Annotated in this window: 24 protein-coding genes and 1 riboswitch; of the genes, 11 read left to right on the plus strand and 13 right to left on the minus strand. The window is 32.5% G+C overall.

The window, feature by feature from the left end; all coding sequences use genetic code 11:
* The first annotated feature begins 284 nt into the window (after positions 1-284).
* Genes C1X07_RS19585 through C1X07_RS19600 form a run of 4 tightly spaced genes read left to right on the plus strand, consistent with a single transcriptional unit; the run spans position 285 to position 4,202 of the window.
* Positions 285-1,748, plus strand: coding sequence for a cobyric acid synthase (locus C1X07_RS19585; RefSeq protein WP_103071732.1), 1,464 nt, complete (start codon positions 285-287; stop codon positions 1,746-1,748).
* Positions 1,745-2,767 carry a pyridoxal phosphate-dependent aminotransferase gene (locus C1X07_RS19590; protein ID WP_103071733.1) on the plus strand — a complete coding sequence of 341 codons (1,023 nt, stop codon included), beginning with the start codon at positions 1,745-1,747 and terminating at the stop codon, positions 2,765-2,767. Before C1X07_RS19585 ends, C1X07_RS19590 begins: the two co-directional genes overlap by 4 nt.
* A complete protein-coding gene (gene cbiB / locus C1X07_RS19595; protein WP_103071734.1) occupies positions 2,749-3,675 on the plus strand; it encodes an adenosylcobinamide-phosphate synthase CbiB in 927 nt (308 codons plus the stop codon). Before C1X07_RS19590 ends, cbiB begins: the two co-directional genes overlap by 19 nt.
* A complete protein-coding gene (locus tag C1X07_RS19600) occupies positions 3,675-4,202 on the plus strand; it encodes an AAA family ATPase (protein ID WP_103071735.1) in 528 nt (175 codons plus the stop codon). Before cbiB ends, C1X07_RS19600 begins: the two co-directional genes overlap by 1 nt.
* A 26-nt stretch (positions 4,203-4,228) precedes the next feature.
* Here C1X07_RS19600 and C1X07_RS19605 read toward each other — a convergent pair whose 3' ends face one another.
* On the minus strand, positions 4,229-6,427 hold the full coding sequence (locus tag C1X07_RS19605) for a response regulator (RefSeq protein WP_103071736.1): 2,199 nt from the start codon (positions 6,425-6,427) through the stop codon (positions 4,229-4,231).
* Positions 6,428-7,096: 669 nt separating this feature from the next.
* A complete protein-coding gene (locus C1X07_RS19610; RefSeq protein ID WP_103071737.1) occupies positions 7,097-7,531 on the minus strand; it encodes a hypothetical protein in 435 nt (144 codons plus the stop codon).
* 123 nt (positions 7,532-7,654) lie between these two features.
* Between C1X07_RS19610 and C1X07_RS19615 the strand changes: the two genes are divergently transcribed.
* The 7 genes from C1X07_RS19615 to C1X07_RS19645 all read left to right on the plus strand — a co-directional run bounded on the left by C1X07_RS19615 (position 7,655) and on the right by C1X07_RS19645 (position 14,209).
* Positions 7,655-9,703: a discoidin domain-containing protein gene (locus tag C1X07_RS19615; protein WP_103071738.1), complete on the plus strand. Its 2,049-nt coding sequence runs from the start codon at positions 7,655-7,657 to the stop codon at positions 9,701-9,703.
* 159 nt (positions 9,704-9,862) lie between these two features.
* Positions 9,863-10,051, plus strand: a riboswitch (cobalamin riboswitch).
* Positions 10,052-10,155: 104 nt separating this feature from the next.
* Complete coding sequence (locus C1X07_RS19620) at positions 10,156-10,338, plus strand: hypothetical protein (protein WP_103071739.1); 183 nt, start codon at positions 10,156-10,158, stop codon at positions 10,336-10,338.
* Positions 10,339-10,340: 2 nt separating this feature from the next.
* Positions 10,341-11,162, plus strand: a complete 822-nt coding sequence (locus C1X07_RS19625) for a (2Fe-2S) ferredoxin domain-containing protein (RefSeq protein WP_103071740.1) — start codon at positions 10,341-10,343, stop codon at positions 11,160-11,162.
* A complete protein-coding gene (locus C1X07_RS19630) occupies positions 11,149-11,964 on the plus strand; it encodes a Rossmann-fold NAD(P)-binding domain-containing protein (RefSeq protein ID WP_103071741.1) in 816 nt (271 codons plus the stop codon). Before C1X07_RS19625 ends, C1X07_RS19630 begins: the two co-directional genes overlap by 14 nt.
* A 2-nt stretch (positions 11,965-11,966) precedes the next feature.
* Positions 11,967-12,689 (plus strand): uroporphyrinogen-III C-methyltransferase, encoded by a 723-nt coding sequence (cobA, locus tag C1X07_RS19635; protein ID WP_103071742.1) that lies wholly within the window; start codon positions 11,967-11,969, stop codon positions 12,687-12,689.
* 153 nt (positions 12,690-12,842) lie between these two features.
* A complete protein-coding gene (locus tag C1X07_RS19640) occupies positions 12,843-13,781 on the plus strand; it encodes a sirohydrochlorin chelatase (protein ID WP_103071743.1) in 939 nt (312 codons plus the stop codon).
* 26 nt (positions 13,782-13,807) lie between these two features.
* Complete coding sequence (locus C1X07_RS19645; RefSeq protein WP_103071744.1) at positions 13,808-14,209, plus strand: HIT family protein; 402 nt, start codon at positions 13,808-13,810, stop codon at positions 14,207-14,209.
* 26 nt (positions 14,210-14,235) lie between these two features.
* On the opposite strand, the gene C1X07_RS19650 is transcribed toward C1X07_RS19645, so the two are convergent.
* The 11 genes from C1X07_RS19650 to C1X07_RS19700 all read right to left on the minus strand — a co-directional run bounded on the left by C1X07_RS19650 (position 14,236) and on the right by C1X07_RS19700 (position 22,869).
* Positions 14,236-14,745, minus strand: a complete 510-nt coding sequence (locus tag C1X07_RS19650; RefSeq protein WP_103071745.1) for a hypothetical protein — start codon at positions 14,743-14,745, stop codon at positions 14,236-14,238.
* 178 nt (positions 14,746-14,923) lie between these two features.
* Entirely contained in the window at positions 14,924-16,477 is a 1,554-nt protein-coding gene (locus tag C1X07_RS19655; protein WP_103071746.1) for a phospholipase D family protein, read from the minus strand.
* A 238-nt stretch (positions 16,478-16,715) separates the two neighbouring features.
* Entirely contained in the window at positions 16,716-17,258 is a 543-nt protein-coding gene (locus tag C1X07_RS19660) for an HD domain-containing protein (protein ID WP_241507295.1), read from the minus strand.
* 71 nt (positions 17,259-17,329) lie between these two features.
* On the minus strand, positions 17,330-18,247 hold the full coding sequence (locus C1X07_RS19665) for a DUF6268 family outer membrane beta-barrel protein (protein ID WP_103071747.1): 918 nt from the start codon (positions 18,245-18,247) through the stop codon (positions 17,330-17,332).
* A 205-nt stretch (positions 18,248-18,452) separates the two neighbouring features.
* Entirely contained in the window at positions 18,453-19,031 is a 579-nt protein-coding gene (locus tag C1X07_RS19670; RefSeq protein ID WP_103071748.1) for a DUF1287 domain-containing protein, read from the minus strand.
* A gap of 75 nt (positions 19,032-19,106) precedes the next feature.
* Complete coding sequence (locus C1X07_RS19675; protein ID WP_103071749.1) at positions 19,107-19,604, minus strand: ClbS/DfsB family four-helix bundle protein; 498 nt, start codon at positions 19,602-19,604, stop codon at positions 19,107-19,109.
* A 125-nt stretch (positions 19,605-19,729) separates the two neighbouring features.
* Positions 19,730-20,356 (minus strand): FMN-dependent NADH-azoreductase, encoded by a 627-nt coding sequence (locus C1X07_RS19680; RefSeq protein ID WP_103071750.1) that lies wholly within the window; start codon positions 20,354-20,356, stop codon positions 19,730-19,732.
* A 68-nt stretch (positions 20,357-20,424) separates the two neighbouring features.
* Positions 20,425-21,015, minus strand: coding sequence for a Crp/Fnr family transcriptional regulator (locus C1X07_RS19685; protein ID WP_103071751.1), 591 nt, complete (start codon positions 21,013-21,015; stop codon positions 20,425-20,427).
* 263 nt (positions 21,016-21,278) lie between these two features.
* Positions 21,279-21,929: a hypothetical protein gene (locus C1X07_RS19690; protein WP_128755330.1), complete on the minus strand. Its 651-nt coding sequence runs from the start codon at positions 21,927-21,929 to the stop codon at positions 21,279-21,281.
* A 107-nt stretch (positions 21,930-22,036) separates the two neighbouring features.
* Positions 22,037-22,465: a polymorphic toxin-type HINT domain-containing protein gene (locus C1X07_RS19695; protein WP_103071753.1), complete on the minus strand. Its 429-nt coding sequence runs from the start codon at positions 22,463-22,465 to the stop codon at positions 22,037-22,039.
* Between the two features lie 41 nt (positions 22,466-22,506).
* On the minus strand, positions 22,507-22,869 hold the full coding sequence (locus tag C1X07_RS19700; RefSeq protein ID WP_103071754.1) for a hypothetical protein: 363 nt from the start codon (positions 22,867-22,869) through the stop codon (positions 22,507-22,509).
* Positions 22,870-22,872 lie beyond the last annotated feature (3 nt).

Here is a 22,872-nt window from a genome sequence, read left to right on the forward strand (position 1 = left end):
TGTTTCTATTTCGTAAGAATACCCCAAAATCGTTGTCCCATTTAGATCATCTATTCAAAAATGTTATTTCAAAACTTCCCGTTGCAAATCAAATCAAATACTGTGAATCTCTAATGTATCGAACTAAAGAAGATATCTCAAATTCAACATGTAGATTACAAAAAAGAAGATTAAACAAACTATTACAAGCTACCAAAAATGAATTGAAAAATCTCAACACAAGGATGTGATTATATACCAGATTATTTAACTAATTTTGAAATCAATTCGTTGAGTATATAAGAATGAAAAAATTACGCCCTATAATGTTTGTGGGGACAGGTTCAGACGTTGGAAAAAGCATTTTAGTGACTGGTATTTGTAGACTCTTGAAGCGAAAAGGATATTCTCCTGCTCCTTTTAAGGCACAAAACATGTCCCTTAATAGTTTTGTAACTCCAGATGGGTTAGAAATAGGAAGAGCGCAAGCAGTACAAGCAGAAGCATGTAAGATTGATTGCTCTACCGATATGAACCCTATCTTGTTAAAACCTTCTGGTGCAAACAAGTCACAAATCGTTTTACACGGGAAACCTATAGGTGATCAAACTATCAAAGAATATTTTTTAGGAAATAACAAGGAACATCTTTTTGAAGAAGCAAAAATGGCTTTTTTGCGATTACAGGAAATATACAATCCTGTAGTCTTAGAAGGTGCTGGAAGCATTAGTGAACTCAATCTAAAACATAGAGATATTGTAAATATGCGAATGGCAAAAGCAGCAGACGCAGATGTTTATCTTATAGCAGACATCGACAAAGGAGGTGTTTTTGCTAGTGTATATGGTTCTATTGCCCTTCTCGAACCTTGGGAAAAAAAGATGATCAAGGGAGTCGTAATTAACAAATTCAGAGGAGATATTTCCCTATTTGAAGAAGGAAAAAAGATATTAGAAAAACTAACTGGTGTTCCTGTTATAGGAGTTATCCCTTATGCTAAAGACATTTATATTGAAGAAGAAGACTCTGTAGGATTACAAAAAAAAAGCCAATCAGTAATAAATGGGCAGGTAAACATAGCAATTGTACTACTTCCTTACATTTCTAATTATACAGATTTTAATGTATTAGAAAAAGACTCAAGAACTCATGTTTTTTACTCTAATGACCCTAACAGTATTTCTGATGCAGATATTATTATATTACCCGGAAGTAAGAATACGATACAAGATCTTGTATTTCTTCGAGAAAAGGGAATTGCCAAGGTAATATTAGAAGCATATGAGTCCAAGAAAACTATTATCGGTATTTGTGGTGGTTATCAAATGTTAGGAAAAACTATTGAAGACCCTTTGGGAGTAGAAACCGATATTAAAACCATTCCTGGATTAGGTATTTTTCCAATAGCTACCAAATTAACTGCAGAAAAAACAACAACACAATGTAGTTTTACATTTAAAAACACATTAGAAACGTTTACAGGATATGAAATTCATATGGGAGAAACTACAATAGATAGAAACAAACCGCTTAATCATATCTCTGGACAACCAGAAGGATATATGCATGAAAATTGTTGGGGGACATATATTCATGGAATCTTAGATCATTCTCCTATCATTGAGGATCTTCTAAAAGGTTTCACTAAAGCAAAAACGTACTTTGATTATCAAGCATACAAAGAAAAAAATTATAACAAATTAGCTGATTTGTTAGAAGATAACATTGACGTAAATAGTATTATCTCTGAAAATCATACGATATCATGATATATGGACACGGTGATGATGCATATCGTTACAATATAAAATTTAAAGCCAATTTTAGTTCTAATGTATGGTATGAAAGAACTTCTGAAAAAATAGTATCACACCTAAAGCAGCAACTAACTCATATTGCTAATTATCCTACTCCAAATGCAGATGTATTAACAAAAATGGTAGCTAATCATCACCAGCTACAACCTTCTCAGGTATTGATGACCAACGGAGCCACAGAAGCATTTTATAATATTACACATCTTTTTAGGAGTAAAAATGCTGCGATCGGTATTCCTACATTTTCTGAATATGAAGACGCTTGTAAAAGTAACGATATATGCATTCGTTATTATAATCGTGCCGAGGTAACCAAAACCTCTTTTGATAATGATCTGGTGTTTTTGTGTAACCCTAATAATCCAGATGGAATTAGTAATACGATTGCAGAGATAAAAACATTATTAGCTGATTTTCCTGATACTACATTCATTATTGACGAAGCTTACATTGATTTTACATTTAAAATCACATCATGTGTTTCTCTTTTAGATGCCTTTACAAATCTTATTATTGTAAAATCGTTAACTAAACTTTTTTCTATCCCGGGATTGAGACTAGGGTATATTTTATGCAACGCAAAAATTGGTAAAGAACTACAACAGTCAAAAATGCCATGGAGCGTTAATACGATGGCTATCGAAGCAGGGAAATACATATTTAATAATTATAAAATTATTCGCCCCAATATGGCAGTACTTCTTGAATACTGCTCTAAGTTACAACAACAGATTAATGCAATAGATGGTTTTACAGTCATTTACTCTGAAACAAATTATTTTTTGGTAAAATTAGACACTCCAAAAGCTTCAATTTTAAAAGATTATCTCGTACACACACATCATCTTCTCATTAGAGATGCTTCAAATTTTAGAGGATTGGATGGTCATTATATTCGTATTGCCTGTCAGAGTAGAGATAAAAATGAATTATTGATTAATGCTTTACAACAATGGAGTACACTACAGTAATTATTCCTTTACTAATTGGATATATTCTTGATTTAATATTTGGGGATCCCAGATGGCTACCTCATCCCATACGTTTGTATGGTAACGCAATACAATATGGCGAAGAACAATTAAACGTTCCTCCCTTTGCATTTCAAAAAGGTAGGATTCTTACTATAATCTTACTAGTCATTACCATCTTATTTTTTTATATAGCAACCACTCTATTTGCTCCATACACCGTTCTATATTACACTTTTACATCAATATTTGTTTTTTATGCATTGGCTAACAAAAGTTTGATATCAGAAGGAAAAGCTGTTTTCGAAGCACTACAAAAAGGAATAGAATCTGGCAGAAAACGATTAGCATGGATTGTTGGGAGAGAAACCGATCAATTAAATTCTCAACAAATAAAGACGGCTGTTTTTGAAACACTATCCGAAAACCTAAGTGATGGAGTAATTGCTCCACTTTTTTATTATGCCCTATTTGGCATTACTGGGGCAATGAGTTATAAAATGATTAATACATTGGACTCAATGATCGGATATAAAAACAAGAGGTATAAAGAATTCGGAAGATTTGCTGCCAAATTAGATGATGTTGCCAATTACATCCCAGCTAGGATTACCGCCTTGCTAATGTTATTAGTTACCTTAAAACTTCACAAAATCCCTTTTGTAATAAAGTACGGGAAGCAACACTCTAGCCCTAATGCCGGATATCCAGAAGCAGCATTAGCTGCAATTTTGGATTGCAAATTTGGTGGACCAAATTATTACCATGGCAAGTTAGTCGACAAGCCATATATAGGAGAAACAGATAGAGTTTTAAAGGATAATGAAATAAAAACAGTAGCAAGAATCAATCAAAAGGTCACCCTTATTTTTATACTCCTAATCTGTACCGTTTATTACTATATATAATGCATAAAAGATACATTATTACAGGAGCGCCAGGTACTGGAAAAACAAGTTTAATCAATGCTTTACAAGAAAACAATTACTTATGTTTTGCCGAAGTTTCAAGAAAAATAATCATAGAACAACAGCAGAAAAAAAGTAATAAAACTCCTTGGGCTGATCTTTCTGGATTTGCCCATTTAGTATACCTACACACCATTGAAGAACTACAGCTTCCTGTAGAAAAAAACTCATTTTCTGATCGTGGATTGCCCGATATTATGGCATATCTAAAATCCAAAGATTATGTGATACCAAAACATCTGCTAGATTTTTCTTACAAAAAGTACTACGCACCTACCGTGTTTTTATTACCCCCATGGAAAGAAATTTACACTACTGATCCTCAACGCTTACAGTCCTATCCAGAAGCGGTACATATTCATCAATATCTTACTGAAGTATATGAAAGTTTAAATTTTAGTATAGAATTACTTCCAAAAACTACCCTGGAAGAACGTGTTGATTTTATAAAATCTTTTATCTCATAATCTTTTTTACATACCATACATCAGTATTAAGACAAACAATAATCTACCAGAGTTTGATGTAACTGTTCTGGGTTTACAGGCTTATTTAAAACTTTAACGATACCTACTTCATTAAACCTCTTTTTATTCAATTTTTCTGATAATGTAGTTAACGCAACAATAGGTATCATAGTATTGAACTCTCTTATAATAGTTGTAGCTTCAAAACCATCCATCTTTGGCATCATAATATCCATTAACACCATCGAATATTTATTTTCTCTAACCATTTTTACTGCTTCTGTGCCATCATAAGCAGAATCACAATAAAAACCATAATTAGAAATTATTTTTTTTGTGATCAGTTGATTTACTTTATTATCCTCTACCAGTAAAACATTGGCTTCATTCTTTAAAGGATTAGAGTCATTTACAGAATCGACATGTTGAGCAATTTGTTGAGGTTTAGGTATTTCAAAATTTATAACAAAAGAAACCAAAGTACCTTTTCCTATTTTGGATTTCAAAACAATATCACTTCCTAATGTTAGTAGCATTTTTTTCACAAGAGACAGCCCTAACCCCGTACCTCCGTATTCTCTATTAATATTAACTGACCCTTGATTAAATGCTTCAAAAGCTCTATTGACTTGCTCCTCTGTCATCCCAATTCCTGTATCCTTTATCGAAAATTCAATTTTTGCATTGTTTTTTGTTTTAGAAATTAAAATTGCAGCGACATAAACATCCCCATCTTTTGTAAATTTTAGTGCATTATCAAATATTTTTGTAAAAATTTGAGAAACTCTCAACACATCCCCTTTTAATACATCGGGGATAGCTGTATCTATTTCTCTGTAAACCTCACTGTTATTATTCTTGAGTTCTAGTGATGAATCAATTAGGTTATTCAGCAACGATTTTAGGTCAAAATTTTCAGTTTTAAAATCAAATTTTTCTTTTCCTAAATCATTAAGATGAATAACATCGTTAATTAGATTCAACAAATGATCTGCAGATAAATCGATTAATTTTGTACGATTAATCTGATCATTAGATAGCTTTTCTTTTTGCATTAAAAAGTTTGTTCCTCTTATTGTATTAAGAGGAGTTAAAAGCTCATGAGTTACCGAATCCAAAAAATTAGATTTGACTTTTAAAGCTTTATCAGTTTCTCTATTTGCCTCTACTAATTTTTTATAATTTTCTTTTAACAAACGATTAACCTTGGTTTTAAACTTAGATTTTTTGTATAGTAACACACTAATTATTATCAATGCCAAAATAATTATAGTACCAAAGAGCATGATATATTTATCATTCTTTATTTCTTCTGTTTTTAGTTTATTTTCTATCCTAATTCGTTTATTCTCCTCCTGTTCTAGGTTTAATTTATTAGATAAAGTAAGGGATGTACTTACTTCTTGCATTTTTAGAGAATAACTCTTTATCAAATTCTCATAGGCTTGACCATAATAAACAACTGCTTCTTTATTGTTTCCTTGTTTCTTAAAAAACAACCCTTTTTTAGAAAACATTAATGAATTAAAGTATAAGTCGGAAGCATAAGAAGGCTTTTCCTTTTCTATGGCCTGAAAACATTTTTTTGCTTCTTTATATTGTCCTAAGTTTGTATAACTCTCAGCCAAAAACAAGTATAGATACTTTTTTCTATTCTGATTAACCTTTGCTTCTTCTATAGCAGCTAAAGATTTTAAAGCATACTTTACAGACTTATCCCACTGTTGTCTTTTTACATTTTGAGAACTAAGATTATAATTAATATCAATATTATCTTTGGTCTCTCCATATTTCCGTAAGAGCTGTTCTGCAACAAGATAAGAGCGATACGCTTCTTCTTTGTTTCCTTGAACATTTTTATATACTCCCAAATCTTCATAATAGAATCCTAGCTGTCTTTTGTTATTTGTTTTCTTGATAATTTCTAAATTCTTAGCTAAATACTCTTTAGCCTTTATAGTATCCTTATTCCAGTGAAAGTAATCCATCATCTTTCTATTCACTTCTATTTTAAACACAGGATTATCAATAGTTTCAGCTAAACTCTCTGCAAGTTCCAAAAGATGCACCGCTTTATTTCTTTCTTTTTCTGATGGTTTTATAACTAACTCTTCAGATTTTTTTATAATTTTTCTTATGCTATCGAGACTCACTCTATTAGCAACCTGAGCTGCCAATGGTTTAATAAATAAACACAAGATATATATGAATATCTTTGTTTTCATCTGAAGATTATCTATAATTTTCACTCTGTTAAGGCATTGAGTTCTGCCATATTGGATCGTCACATATTCGCAAAATCCATTTTCAAAAACTTTCTTGTGATCTTAATACAGGTGTTATAAATGCTTTTGAAACTTTACAAAATCACAATAAGGAAGAGTTCGTGTACCAATGTTAAACTGTATATTCTCTTTTCAAAAACCATACTTGATTAAAGTAATAAATATACAAAGCAAAAAAAGGATAATAAAAAAAAGCCTTGAAGCCCCATTCTTCAAGGCTTTGATGTATTGCTTCCTTACCCCTAAAGATAGTAATACACTTACAAATAACACTAAAATATATCAATTCGGGCATGATTTCTCTGTAGATATTCACTTACACTGAAGTGTCAGTAATAACTACACAAAATAGCCATTAAGCACGTAAATAACCCTTAAAACAAAGAAAAATCACCAAAAAACGAGTTTTTCTGGTGATTTTTATAATACTATTCAAAATTTATATCCTAAAAAAAATTACTACTCATAAGAAGAATTGTTTTTTTTATTTTTTTGAATAGTCTTTATCGTTCTTTTCTTAGCGTAGATTACTGATATTACTTCTCTAATCGCCTTATAAATCCAACCAAGTAACTTTTTAGAAATATGTAATTTACTTAAACAAACGACCTAGTATTGATATAGTATTTCGTCCTTAGTATTGGTAATATATAGTTTCACACGATTACCCTCAACTTGTAATTTTGAGATATCAAAGCTTATTTCTTTGGTAATGTAAGCTTCGCACATCTCCTTATTTTTCAAAGAAAGCACCAAATCTCTTCGTGGCGGATCAGATTCAAAAACTGTTCCCGAATCAATCAATTTTATTACCCAGGAATCTCCAGAACAACCACTAGAACTATAGTTAATCTTCAAAATATGACCTTCAATTTTCATACTGTTTATGGTTAAATTATCAGTTGGTGCAATATTATAGTCGTTTGGATCAACAATAACTTGTTCTTTTGAAGCGGTAGAAGATTCGTCATCACCTTTATTACAATTTGTAAAAGTAGACCCTAGAACAATAATTATAATGAATTTTATAAATAGTATTTTCATGATTACCTAAATTAGAATGTTTATTCTTAGACGGAAAAACTAGCACTTGGTTGCGTTGGATTAATAGACATCCAATAATATTGCATTATATTGTTACAGACAACTACAAATCAAGGGGCAATCATGAAAAGTACTTTAAATCTAATTATTCTTACACTAATTGTTTTATCTCTTTCTTCAAAAGTAAATTCTCAGAATTCTACAGATGTGTATGTAACGGCACATCCTGATGACTGGCAGTTATTTATGAATCCAAACGCGTATAACAGCGTAAAGAACAATAATAAAACTATTTTTTTACACACTACAGCTGGAGACGCCGGAGCGGGTATTGGAAACAATAACTATTATTTAGCAAGAGAAGAAGGGAGCCTTAGAGCGATTAGGTTCATGTCCAACACCTTTACTTCTGGTGCAGGTTTGGGAGCAAATATGAGCCAATCTATAGTTACTATAAACGGGCATCAAATCCTTAGATTTTCATATAGAAATGTAATTGCTTACTTTCTTAGACTACCAGATGGGAGACCTAATGGATCAGGATATGGTATACACAATAATACTAGCTTGCAGAAATTATATAATGGTTCTATAACAAATATTTCTGCTATTGATAACAGTACTACATATACTTCTCTTACAGATTTAAAAACAACAATCCAATCTATAGTAGAACTAGAATCTTCTATTAATACTCCTATTACTTTTAATATTGCAGATAATAATTCTACTATAAATCCAAACGATCACTCTGATCATATATATTCTTCGCTAATCATACAAGATCTTGCCAAAAACATTAATAGTGTTACTATGAATCTCTTTACAGAATACCATACAAATACGAAAGAGCAAAATGTATTTAATGAAGATTATATGGTAAGTGTTGGCACCTGGGCCGTAACGACTTCGGGGATTTCAGACAATTTTCATTCTAGCACATGGGATTCTGGTCATAACGCTTGGATAGGAAAACAATACTTTAGAACCATATCTCCCCCAGAATTAGACTCTAACATAGCTTTGAATAAACCCACAAGTTCATCAAGTCACGAAACTGGTCACCCAAGTTCTAATGCAGTAGATAACAATTATGATTTAAATAACTGGTGGGGTGCAAACCCACACTCTCAATGGTGGATGGTAGACCTAGAAGACAACTTTGATATAAATAAAATAGTTGTAACCAATTATTATGATGGAACCAGGTATTACAAATATGATATTGAAGCATCTATGGATGGGGTTAACTGGAGTAAAATCGTAGATTTTAATGATAACACCAATCCCGCAACTAATCTAGGAAACACATTTAACGTTAACAATCCATCTGCCCGTTACCTAAGAGTTAATATGAACTATAATTCAGCCAATATTGGTGTTCATATTATAGAATTCGAAGCCTATGGTGATCTAAGTTCAATTACCGCTCCTTCTAACTTAGCTCTAAACAAATCCACAAGTGCATCAAGTCACGAATCGGGTCACCCAAGTTCTAATGCAGTGGATAATAATTATGATTTAAATAACTGGTGGGGTGCAAACCCACATTCTCAATGGTGGAAGGTAGATCTAGAAGGCATTTATGATATAAATAAAATTATTATAACTAATTATTATGACGGAACAAGATATTACAAATATGACGTTGAAGCATCAATAGATAATATCAACTGGAATAAAATCATAGATTTTAATGATAATACTATCCCTGCAACAAACCATGGAAACACATTTAACATAGACAATTTGCCTGCACGTTACCTAAGAGTTAATATGAACTATAACTCTGCCAATATTGGTGTACACATTATAGAGTTTGAAGCCTACGGCAATCCATCAGATACTAATCCTCTCGATTCTCCTACCACCAGTAAAACGATAAATCCATCATTAACCTCGGTTAGTAATGAGAAATATACGCTTTACAACGATTATAATCCTGTCAAACAAGGAGATAAAATTAAATTAGGAGTCCATCTTAATACTGATAACAAAGCATCTATAGAAATCTATACAATACAAGGGATTAGTGTTTTAAGAAAAGACAAAAACCTTACTCAAGGATATAATATAATTGAGATACCTTCCCAACATTTTTCAAAAGGAACCTATATAATAAGAGTAGACATTGATAATAAAATTGAAACAAAAAAGATTTATATAAATTGATTTAAATCTTCAAAAAAATTGAAACACAAAATAGTTAAGTAAGGCATGAGTTTAAAACCACTCCTTTTTCATAAAAAAAATAACTTAAAAAATCTATCAAAATAACATGACTATCAGGAATATGTAAATCCATCTGCTTGTTAGAGCAAAAAAAAGTATCTTCGCTACTGATTTTATGGTTCTTTTAGAAATAAAAGATGAAAAGGGAATTTGGTGAAAATCCAAAACTGTTCCCGCAACTGTAATACATATTCAAAAATTGTAATCAATATACCACTGTATTAAAATTATGGGAAGGTGATTATAATTATGTAAAGTCAGGAGACCTGCCATTAATCTAGATATTACAATAACTCTCGGGTAAAGAGTTAGATATAACTAAGGATCTTATTTTTATCTAGAAAAGATTCTTTTTATCTCTATAACTTTTCCCACATAACTTAGGTTTTTAAATGAAAAAAAATATGTTTTGTGGTGTAATGATTTTGTGTGGCTTATTTGCTTTTTCACTAGTCAACACTTATCCCAAAATAGCCAAAGATGATATCAATTATAGCTATCATGCTGTGACACCCATGGATATGGGGCATTTTCATAATTTCAATTCAGTTTTAACCACCATCAATTTCTTATAACCATGGGGAAAAAACTGAGTAAAGTAGATACCACTTTTCAATTTTGTGATGGAGGTTCTTGTCGCAAAGCAAAGAGTGAAATTGCTATTCGAGAAGCAAGAGGATATCTTCGTAATAATGGTCTTTGGGATACAACGCATACCATAAAGACAAGATGCAATGGTAGATGTGAAGATGCACCCACCTGGATTATACAACCAGGCAATTTTTGGTATAAAAACCTGACTCCCGACAAAGCTGTATCTATTATAAAATCACATCTAGAAAAAAAACAACCCGTTGATGAATATCTTTTATACAGAGAAGGATGGTCTAATGTAGCTACAGAAAATGAAAGAAGTATAACGCCTGTGGTGTTTAAACAAAAAACAGATCCTATATTAGGCGAAGTTTTGGTAGCCAGATCATTTGCTTCTGATCAACATTTGTATCCCCTATTTCAGTATTTGTTTCATGACCCTAAACCAATTTCTGTACAACCCTATGATGCTGATATAATTGAAATAAAATCATCCCACCAAGTAGATTACACAGATGATTATGAAGTAAAAATTAATGGAAATGAACTTCAATTAAGGTTAACCATTGCAGGTATACCCAAAGATATTTCTCATGAAATAGCTGATCGTAAAGTAAGTATAGCAGAAGTCATTTGGCTTAAAAAAACTACTATCTTTACCAAGGCAATACGCCTAAAAAATAAAAAAGGAAAACACCTGGTTACACTATGGATAAAAGAAGAAGATATTACTACCTGGAATCATATTCTTACTATTTATCTATCCATGTCACCAGATCATATAAAAGTAAGTGAAGAAGTATAAAAACATAAGCATATTAGGCTGTGGATGGCTAGGATTACCTTTAGCTATTGATCGTATTACTAAGGGAGATCATATAAAAGGATCTACCACTACAAACAGTAAAATAGAAACGTTGAGAGAAAAAGGGATCTCCCCCTATCTTTTGACTCTAGGAGACTCCTCAAAAAAAGAATACATAGATTTTGTATCAGGAAGTGAAATTATTATCATTAATTTTCCTCCTAGACGTATTCCTAATATTATAGAAGTTTATCAAGAGCAAATACAGAGTATTCTCCCTTTTATTTCTAAAACGCAAAAAATAATTTTTATTAGCTCTACTTCTGTATATCAAAACACTAATGGAGAAGTTTCTGAGACGTTATTGGCTGCTCCCGAGAAAGAATCTGGCAAGGCTATTATAGCAGTTGAGCTATTATTAAAAAAGCTATTTGAAGATCGCCTAACGATCATTCGACTGTCAGGGCTTATAGGTTATGATCGTTTACCTGGTAGGTTTCTTGCTAATAAAAAAAATGTACAAAATGGAGATGCCCCGATAAATGTAATCCATAGAGATGATTGTATAGGATTAATCAATGCGGTTATAGAAAAAGATGCATGGGGGGAAATCATAAACGGCTGCTCAGACCGACACCCTTTGAGAAAAGACTTCTATACTCTTGCAGCAACCAAAATAGGTCTTACCCCTCCTAATTTTATCACCCAAGAAACTATAAAATATAAGATAATATCTAATGCTAAGAGTAAAGCACTTTTAGACTATGCATATATTCACCCCGATCCTTTAAAATTAATATAATAATGCATGCCGTAGCAATTGTAGGCGCTGGCCCCGGAGACCCAGAGTTACTAACCATAAAAGCATCTCGTCTTATTGAAAAAGCAGATGTAATTCTTCATGACAACCTTGTTTCTAATACAATATTGTCAATTAATACTACTGGAGAAAAAATATATGTAGGTCGAAAATTTGGGGATGCTTCTGATCAAATTGAACGTCAACAAAAGATTAATGAATTACTATTCAGTTATCATTCCCAGGGCAAAAAAGTGGTGCGTCTCAAATCAGGAGATCCATATGTATATGGAAGAGCAGCTGAGGAGGCTCGTTATTTAAAAGAAAAAAATGTTCCTTTTGAGGTGATACCCGGTATTTCTGCAGCATTAGCCGCAGCAAATATTTTTAATATTCCGGTTACAGAGCGAAATAAATCAAACGCCATGCTTATATGTACCGCGCATACTGCTGATTATTCGTTTGAACAACTTAACGGTATTGCTCATATGCTTAAAGCTGGCAATACGATTTCTATTTATATGGGACTCAAAAGCCTGCATAGAATCATCCCTAAACTTTTAGAAGTATGTGATGATGACACTATCCCGGTGAACGCCGCTTCAAACGTCTCGCGAGCAGATCAGGGAATTATCACAGGTACATTGGGTAATATAGAGGAACAGATAAAAAATAGCACAATACAAATGCCAGTAGTTTTGATCATTGGCGCCAATCCAATTCTATAAGCTGATTCTGTATTTCTGACCATAACAGGAATCTTTTCAAATTATAGTTGAATAACAAAATATACTCTAATTTTGTTATAAAACGATCAGAATTATTCTTTTGAGTGTTTTGGTTATTTATAATACAAACTGAAAATTATAAGAAAATAGTACATGAAAGAAGGTATATTACTTTGTGGGCATGGAAGCAGAAGAGAAGCTGCCGTGACTTCTTTTAAAAGATTAGTAACAATCTTACAAGAACGCTATAGAGATGACTATGAAGTAGATTACGGTTTTCTAGAATTCAACCATCCCACTTATGAAGCTGCTGTAGAGCGGATGTACCTTAATGGTATACGAAAAATATATGCACTACCAGTAATTTTATTTGCTGGCTCCCATGCCAAAAATGATATTCCATATGAACTAAACACTATACAAAGTTACCATAATGACCTAACTATCAACATGGGAAAGCATATTGGAGTTAGTTCCTTTTTGCTGGATCTCGCAGTAAAACGAATTGAAGAAGTTGAATCAAATCTATCTCCGATAAGTAGAAAAGAGACCTGCCTGGTTGTCATAGGTAGAGGAACTACCGATCCCGATGCCAATAGTGATGTGTGCAAATTGACCAGTATGCTCTGGGAAGGAATGGGATTTGGATTTGCCACTACCGCCTATAGCGGAACAGCATACCCCAAAGTAGATGAGTCTCTACAGATGATTGAAAAATTAGGTTTTAAAAGAACCATCGTTATTCCATTTTTCTTTTTTACAGGAGTATTATTAGAACGCATCTATGGTCATGTTACAGCTATGAACTCTACCTCTAATCAAGAGTATGTATATACAGCACCTTTTGGAACCGACGAACTACTCTTACAAGCATTTGATGAACGATTGGAAGAAGCCAAAACCGGTGTTGCACATATGAATTGCCAACTCTGTAAATATCGAAAGCAAGTAGTTGGATTCGAGCAAGATTATGGTAAAGAGCAAATCGGTCACCACCTTAATGTAAAAGGTATCCTTTTTGAAGAAGATGAAAAACCGGGTGTGCAGAAAAACTCTTTAGGAAGCAAAGTAAAAAAGATATTGGGGATTTGACCTTTGTATAACTCTAAATATCTCTTATGATCAACTGTATATTCTGTAAAATTGTAAAAGGAGAAGCCAACTCCTGGAAAATATATGAGACCGAAGATGCCTATGCTTTTTTAGACATCAATCCAGCCAATAGATATCATACTTTGGTAATCCCAAAAAAACATTATACCAATATTTTTGATATCCCCGAAAAAGAGTTGAGTGCCGTTACTACCGTGGTCAAAAAGGTATGTAAACTGTATGAAGAAAAATTGGGAATCAGTAATATCCAAATTATCAGCAACTCTGGCGCAGAAGCACAACAGGAGGTGTTTCATCTTCATTTTCATATTCTTCCGAGGAAACGAGGCGATGGTCAAAACCTTAGATGGATTACACATCCCGAGTGGGTACAAGATTTTGATAGGATGATAGAAAAATTAAAGTAGACTCAAGTCAAAAATGGTACTATAGATTACTTTCTAAACCCTAATTTTCTAGTAGTTTTTTCTCCTACAAAAAGCTGAAGTTGTTCATTATAAGAGGAAACAATTATCTCAAATAAAAAATCAAAAAACACCTTATATGAAGACGAATCTCCTTTCTTAACTTCAAACTCTTCTTTGCTATGCGCATACTTAACTAAATAAGAACCTTTTTCACTTTTCCTAAACATTAAATGAATAAGTATTAGCTCTTCCGGTAATGTTTCTGGTGCTTTACATACGGTGAGACCTATACCAAAATGCCAGAAAAAATCTTGCTCAAGAGAGATTGCATGAATTAAAGCAGACGGAACAAGCTCAAACCCTTTTTCTTTATTAATTTTAAATAGTGAAAATTGACTTTCCGGTATATTATAATATGCTTTTAACTCTTTTACAATCTCAACAGAAAATACATGACAACTTTTTTTATACTCTTCAAAGTTGTTTTGAGCTTTATTGTATGCTGCACACAATTGATGAAATTTTGTAACCTCCATAAAGTAAAATAACTGTTTATACACAGATTAGACGTAGACTAAACCCATTACTTACTCAAGAACACATTGGATCTCACAATAAATCAGGTGTACTTTACTGATCTTCTTCTATTCCTCTAAAATTATGTTACTCAAAAATTATAAGATAAAAGCGGAGATATTTTCAATTCATAATCCTTTACAAGATTTCTTTTGGAAGAACTTTTCTTGTCCAGGTCTTAACACGTTTATAATTACTCACTTCGCTATCAGGGTTGTACTCTAAGGTGGTCTCCCAGGAGTTTTCGGGTCTAAACTCTATTTCCATTCCTTTTAGCACACTACCGGCTACTTTATCAGAATCAATGACAACCACACATTCTGTGTTTAGATTAGCACTTCTGGGATCCAGGTTAAAAGTACCGATGACTGTTATTTTTTCATCTATTACCATTGATTTTGCATGAAGACCAAAAATAGGTTTGTATTCTAATTTTTCTTGTAACTCTCCTGTCATTATCCTTGTACGTTCTGCCGCATCAGGTCGAAACTCATATATTTTTACACCTGTTTTTAGTAATTTTTTTCTATCAGACTGATAGCTACTAAACGCTTCGACATTATCGGTAGAGGCTAAACTATTGGTTAGAATTCTTATTTCCACACCACGCTCTACAGCCTCTTTAAACAAATTCTGACTCAATTCTGTAGTAATCAAATATGGGGTTTGAATCGCTATCGATGATTTGGCATTTTTCACTAACTCCACAAGTGCACTGGTAGAAATACCTCCTCCTCCCAGACCACTTGTCCCATCATTTTTTCCAGGTAGGTCAGAAATAAAGTCTACATCATCCAACCATACCAAATCTCCAGAACTTTTAATCAAGTCAAAGGTAGTGGGTAGTTTTTCTATTCTTGTACGTACTTGAGGCCAGAAATTATCAGGATTACAGGCATATTCATGTAGTTTATCAAACTTGTTTTTATTATCTTCATTTTCAACAGTATCTTCAGAGATATCTGTAACTTTTATACTTAAAGAATGGTTCCAGAACTCGTTGAAAGAACTTTTTACTTTTTTGGTTTCTTTACCTAATAAAAGAACATCTCGATCCCTAAAATTATACTCATGATCATAATCAAAATATTCATCTGCAATATTCCTTCCACCGGTAATCACCACTTTATCATCAACGATAAAAGTCTTGTTATGCATACGCTGGTTTGCTGACCTAAACTCTGTAGCAAATTTCTTGACTTTACTATAAAGACTTTTCCCCAAATTAACTCCAGGATTGTATACTTTTATAGAAATGTTCTCATGAGAATCAAGAGTTAAAACATCTTCGATATCGGCATCTACCATAATATCATCTACAAGAATCCTGACTTTAACTCCACGATCTGCCGCTCTTACCAAATAATCACAAGCAATGAGGCCAATATTATCCATCGAAAAAATAAAGTATTGAATATCTATAGTCTTTTCTGCATACTCGCTTAACCAAGCTCGAGCCACCATAGAACCACTTCCATCTTCTAAAACATATACTCCAGTCTTGGACTTCATCAATGAAGAAACATCTTCTAACTCTTTAGACAAGCTCAGGGAATCATTTCTATGAATACTTGAACAAAAATCTGTTTCATTTAATACAGTCTTGTTTTTTGTTTGAGTGCACGATACCATGAGTATAAAAATGGCAAGATAGTATCCGAATTTTAAGAAAGATATGTTCTGTTTTATCATTTGGTAATTTATCAGACATCATACTGACACTTCACTAATATATGCCGACTCATATTAGTAAAATATCTTATTTAAGTAGATGAAGTTTTAATAATATTAAGGTTAATTTGTTACGCCAAAGCTAAGGAATTTTCTTCCGAATTAACAAATTACAACCAAGAGGGTTCTGACATATTTGGGTGATATATATAAAACCAATCTTTATTTTTACACCCTTTATAAATGTATCTATTTGTTACTACGCTATGTACTGCTTGTAAGCCTCAATTTTAGCTCTTAATCTGGATTCTAGGTATTCGTTTTTATCTTGCAACGAATCTACAATTATAACCGCTTCTTCCTGATAGTTGATTATCTTCTTTTGGTTCCAATAGCCAGGTGGGGATTGCAGATTAGTGATTCGATCGGCAAGCTTAACCATTCCTACTTCTTTTTCTAACTGGTTAATTCGAGTTAGGCTATCCAGCATACTTTCCTTTTTGGATGGCAATACCTTATCCTTTGTCAATGCCTGAACGGCTTTGGCAACTCGTTCTCCAAATTCTATTTCTATTTCACTATAATCACAAGTTGTGTCCTCTATAGTATCATGTAAAATGGCTGTTTGCACTGCAAAATCAATATCAAAATCGGGTTTGTTATTGTAAGCTACCAATATTTCCATTGCTACATTAGAAATATGCAACAGGTAATTAGCATTTGTTCCGGGTACTTTTTGATCAAAATGTTTTTCTCCAGCAAATTTCATTGCTTTTTGATATAATTCTTGTGTCATAGCCATATATTACTCATATTAAAAAGTACACCCCAAAGAAGTATTCTATTTTACTACATAGATAAAGTGCTCCCCTATTACTTCAACAATTTAATCCCTACATTAAAAAAGAATTTATTGTCTGTATCAAAATCAAACGCAGTATTCAGGTCAGAATCCTGAAACTCTAATATATTTCTAAATGCCATACCTCCACCTAAATTAAGGTAAAAATCATTAAATAATTTTGCTCTGAAGTCTGGTCCAAATGTAATTCTGGAATAGGACACACGATTTAGATCAAGGTTAGCCCCAATTTGATCTAATTCTGCATTATATAAATTTCCAAAAGTAGCTACTTTAAGCCCCATTCTGTATTTATCCTCATTAAATGAATAATACTGTGCTATATATGCCGGAAGTATTGCCAAAGTAGTAAAATTGTTCTTTTTGTACGTCAAGCTTAAAAGTGGTAATACCGTTGGGCTACCGAATCTTGTAGTATACGCCAATCCAAAACCATAGCTAAAATATGGACTTGAACGCTTCATAGCCAAGGCAGAAAACTGAAGAATTAGATCATCAGAACTTAATGATTCTTCAAAATCTGTAGCTAAGGTCGGAGACAGATTAAGTGTTACGCTCCATCTTTTGGGTAAAACTTTTGTTATCCCCGCAGTATAGGCAATAGAATGAAACTCTTTGGAAATATCATCAATCCCTTCAAGTTGCGTATTATAATTAAACAGTGTGTATTGAAGGCGATTAGAAAAATACCATTTTTTCTCTTTTAAAGGTATCACATATTGCAAAACAGTGGACCATTCTTGCATATCAATTTCTCCCTGTAACCCATTTGCTTCGAAGTCCGATTTCCCATAGTAAAAAAAATCTGTAGATAAAACTGGCAACTTGGTCAATCTTGGATATTCTGCACTTTCTGTTTCTTTTTGAGCAAACATATTTACTGCTACAAAAAAGGCAACAAAACATAAACTAAAGATCTTTCTATTCATTTGGTTTGGTTTAATAAAATTTTGTGCAAAATTAGTAAATAAAAAATGAGATGTTACCTGTTTTTTGCTGATTATACCACACCTTTCTTTTTACAATTATACACTACCTCACTTAATGCTGATCAAAAAAATGTCTCCAACAAAATCTCCGCTAGCTATTAAGAATAGTTTTACCTTATTTTTACTCAAAACGCAAAAACAATTTTCACTTGTATCTATAGTGACCAATAATTTTATAGTCAAAAAGGCAGTCTTCTAAAACTTGTCCTCCTCCTATATTATGCACTATCAAGAAGTTCTTTTGGTCTTTTGATTTTTTATCAACCACAATTCCGATATGAGTTAGCCCTCCTCCCAGACTCCAACATACCACATCTCCGGGAAGGTAATCCTTTGGGTTTTGGGTAATTGGTTTTTCGGCTCCTTTTCGTTTAAAAAATGTCATCAGATTGGGTACTCTTCTATGATCTATATTTTTATCTGTTCTTTTTAGTCCCCAGTTCCTGGGATATTTATCAAAATGAGATTTCATATCCTCGTGCACTAATTTTTGTAGATCAACTCCAATTTTTCTATAACTGCGAATAATTACGTCTGTACACACTCCCTTATCTGCCGGGACATCTCCGTTTGGGTAGTCTATCGAAAAGTAACTTGGGTCATAGGTCACTTTTTGCTTTGTAAGCTCCAGAGCACAGTCAGAAAGGCTTCTTTGTTGTGTTTCTACTTGAGAAAAACTAATGCTGGTCAGCATCAAAAATAATATCAAAAATTCTTTTCTCATGTATCTACAAATGGTTTAGGTTTGATGTGTTTTTAACTATATTATCCATATAATGTTAATAAGGTCGCTTATACATCATTTTATTGACTTTTTTATGAGTTTAAAAGCCCAATCATAATGGCTTGAGGTATTAGAAATCAGGTAAGCACCAAGCGAAGTACTTCCTGTCCATTTATATCGTTTTTTTTCAAAGAGTTCTTCATTAGTATGCTTTTGTATTAGTTTTTGAATATCTAGATAAGAACAATCTAGTAATTCTCTAGCTTTATCTATTTGCATATCCTGGTATTCTTCTTGTATCTTTCTATTAAGTTCTGGTAAAGTTTTCCAGGTATAGCCTTTGGCTGGCATATCAGGTTTTTTACCTGCCATCCCTATAGTATACCAATCTAACATCATCAAATGCCATTTATGCAAATGAGCCAAAACATCTTTTATGTTTCTATTTAACGTACCTGGCGGAAATTCTTTTTCAATTTCTTCTTTTGAATAGGATGCTACCAATTCTAATAATTTGTCATAATTCTTCTGACTTAGCTCTACTAGTTCCTCTTTTGATTTTGGTCGTGGCATTTTGTATTTGTTTTATTGCTTTTTACGGCTAGCGATTTTCATGAAATATAGCGTACAGAAAATTACTGATTTTTTTTGATGCAATATCTATTTATAATATTTCACATACCACATTAACACTAATATTATCTAATCAAATTGATTTGCTTATAAATTCTCTCTTTAGATTTTTTAAATATTTCTCCTCCAAACTCTTCATTATCTAAAGAAATAATAGTTATATCCTGAACCCCCATTATACCAAATACAAATTTCAAATAGGTTGTTTGAAAGTTCATTTTCTCGTTTTTTTCATTTTCTCCATACCCTGTATCGCCCCTGCTTGACAAAATGAACATTTTTTTGTTCTTAAGTAATCCCACATAATCTCCATCAGGTTCTCCAGAGCGAAATTTCCAAGTCTCGTTGATACGCATAATTTGATCAATATATGCTTTTAGCCCACTTGGGATTGACCAATTGTACATTGGGGTTCCTATAACATAAACATCATTCTCTTTTAATTCCTTGACCAACTCATCACTAAGTTTAACTCCTTTTTGGTTTTGTTCGGTTCTATCTACTGGTTTGGTAAATGCACTGGAAATCCAATTCTCATTGATAGAAGGTATTATATCTAGCCCAACTTCTCTATTCGTGAATAAACTTTTGGGATGTTGCTTTTTCCAGTTTTCAGTAAAAATTTGAGTTAATTTTCTACTATGAGACCTTTCTTCTCTCACACTTGCGTTAATGATTAATACTTTGTTCATCTGCTTTTAATATTTAGTTTAAAAAAAGCAAAGTTCTTTATTAAAAACGCAAGAAAAATTGACCTAGTTCAATAAAGCTTTTGTTTTTGGCGAATTCTACTTAAAAATTCTGCCGAAATTCCCAAATAAGAGGCAATTAGATACTGAGGTACTTTATCTGTTATTTTTGGATACTTCTCTATAAACTCCAAGTACCTTTGTTCGGCATCGTGGACATTATTATGAATAATCCTTCTTTGCAGACTTCCTACATAACTTTCCAAAATGACTCGAAAGTACCTTTCAAGTTTAGGGATTTGCTCCAACATTTTTTCAAAAGAATACCTGCTGATTTGAAGCAATTCGGTTTTTTCTAGTGCTTGAATATTATAATTTGATGGTTTCTGTTTTTGAAAACTATCGATATCAGATGCCCACCAGTCATCTATTGCAAAATAGAGTATTTCTTCTCTTCCACTTTTGGAGTTAATATAAAATGCTTTTAAAGCGCCAGAAATAATATAATTATCGGTTCGACAAGTTTCACCATTTCTCAATAAATACTCCCCTTTCTCCAAAGTTTTTTCTGTCCAAAAAGTATCAAATTGTTTTATTTCTTCAGGAGACAGTTGAATGTGTTTCGAAATATTTACGAGTAGTTGTTCTTTTGATTTTGGCATCTTATACTTGTTTTTTTGTAAAATACATAATTACATTATCGTATTCGTTTTAACAAACGAACTCATTAATTATACACCAGGTATAATACTTTTTTCATTTAGCAATATAAATCCCCAAACAGGTATGCCAATAGGCTACTTCAAAGTTATAGACTTTCTACTTTTATACTTTCCAGTTTAACATTTTATGGTTTTTCCTTTTTTTATCTCAAAGAAAAAGGCTGATATATTAGAATCAGCCTTGTTAAAATCAGTATAATTTTTTAATCTTCTATCAGATTGCCATCTTCATCTTTATAAAAACGTTTACCATCTTTATAAAAATATTTTTTAATGGTATCTTCTATAAAAGGTATTTCTCGCTCTAGTTTTATGATTCCATCATATTGATCAAACTCTGGATATGGTTCATAAAGCCCTCTAATATCCATAGGTTCTTTACTCTCAAAATCTGACATCTTCTGATTTTTATCATCATACTTACGCACGGCTACATTACCCTCTTCATCAAATACATAGTGCATACGATACTCTTCCTGATCTGTAAATTCTTTGGTAAAATGATAATACCAAATTTCTCTTAAAAAAAGCTGCTCTTTGGGTTTTACCTCTGTAAAAAGGTATGTAAGATACTTTCTTGTACCAGGATCAAAAAAATGAACTCCAACATGCTTATTTAATGGATTTATGGTAACACTACAAAAAATATAATCACCTTCATCTAGTACCGAAAATTCATAAGCTTTACTATCTTTATGGTTTTCTCTTGCTAAATCTTCAGAACTATTTATATTGGCTTTTTCAAAATCCTTAAGTCTATTTTCTTTATTCCATAAATCCCATCTTCTTATTGCGCTCTTTTCACCCATAAATTTCTTTCTATGGGAATTCCAGAATTCAAATTTATATTTCATTTATTAATAAATTTTACCCGTTATATCTCTTGTTTTCACACCTACCTCATCTGCATATTGCAAAACATCATCTGCTATTTGTTTTGTCTGTTTAGGTACTTCTAATATCATTTCTCCCACCACTCCCATGTACCTACAAAATAGGTATACCAATCGGCTACTTCAAAGTTATAGACTTTCTTTTTAGTATACAAGAAATTAGTAGCCTCTACACGCTGCCAGTTGTTATTCTTTGTTTTTACCTGATCGGTGGTAGTAAGGTCGGCAGCGTCTTTCCACCCGGTCTGGGTATAGAAGGGGTGTTCTGCGGTGGTTTCTATGGTTTCTTTGCCCAGCGTAAGTTGTATTGTGGCATCTACCTGTTGCTCTATGGTATGTACCACTTTTTTGAGGTCACTCTTACCGGTTTGCTCATTATATGCCCATACGAGGTCACCTACCTGTATGTCTTCGATATTTTTGTGCCCTTGTGGTACTGCTATTTTGGTACCTTCTGTAAAGCATGCAAATACATATTTAACTAAAAAAATCTCCATTTAACATGGAGATTTAAAAACTATTATTTTAGGTTGTACTATTAATCCTCATCATCTTCATACCAAAGCGTTAGTAAATCATCTTCTTCTCTATTGTTTACTAGATACGGCTCTTCTCCCTCTTCATCATAGTATAATTTAAATTTACCTTCTTGATTTATATTTGAAGAACCGTCCAATAAACCCAAAAAGATGGATAAACTGTCTTCAATAACTTGTTTCATGAAATGAATAAGGTGTTTTTTGTTTTCGTCACTTGATTCTTTATAAAGTTTAATAAAAGTAACAAAAGGAATATTTTCTTCCTTACCATCTAATTCAGCATTAAAATCTTCACGGTATGATTTCAAATTTTCTAAAACACCATACTGTTTTAACTTTAATATAAAATCCTCTTTATTCATTGT

Source organism: Aquimarina sediminis (genome assembly GCF_002895435.1).
GTDB lineage: Bacteria > Bacteroidota > Bacteroidia > Flavobacteriales > Flavobacteriaceae > Aquimarina > Aquimarina sediminis.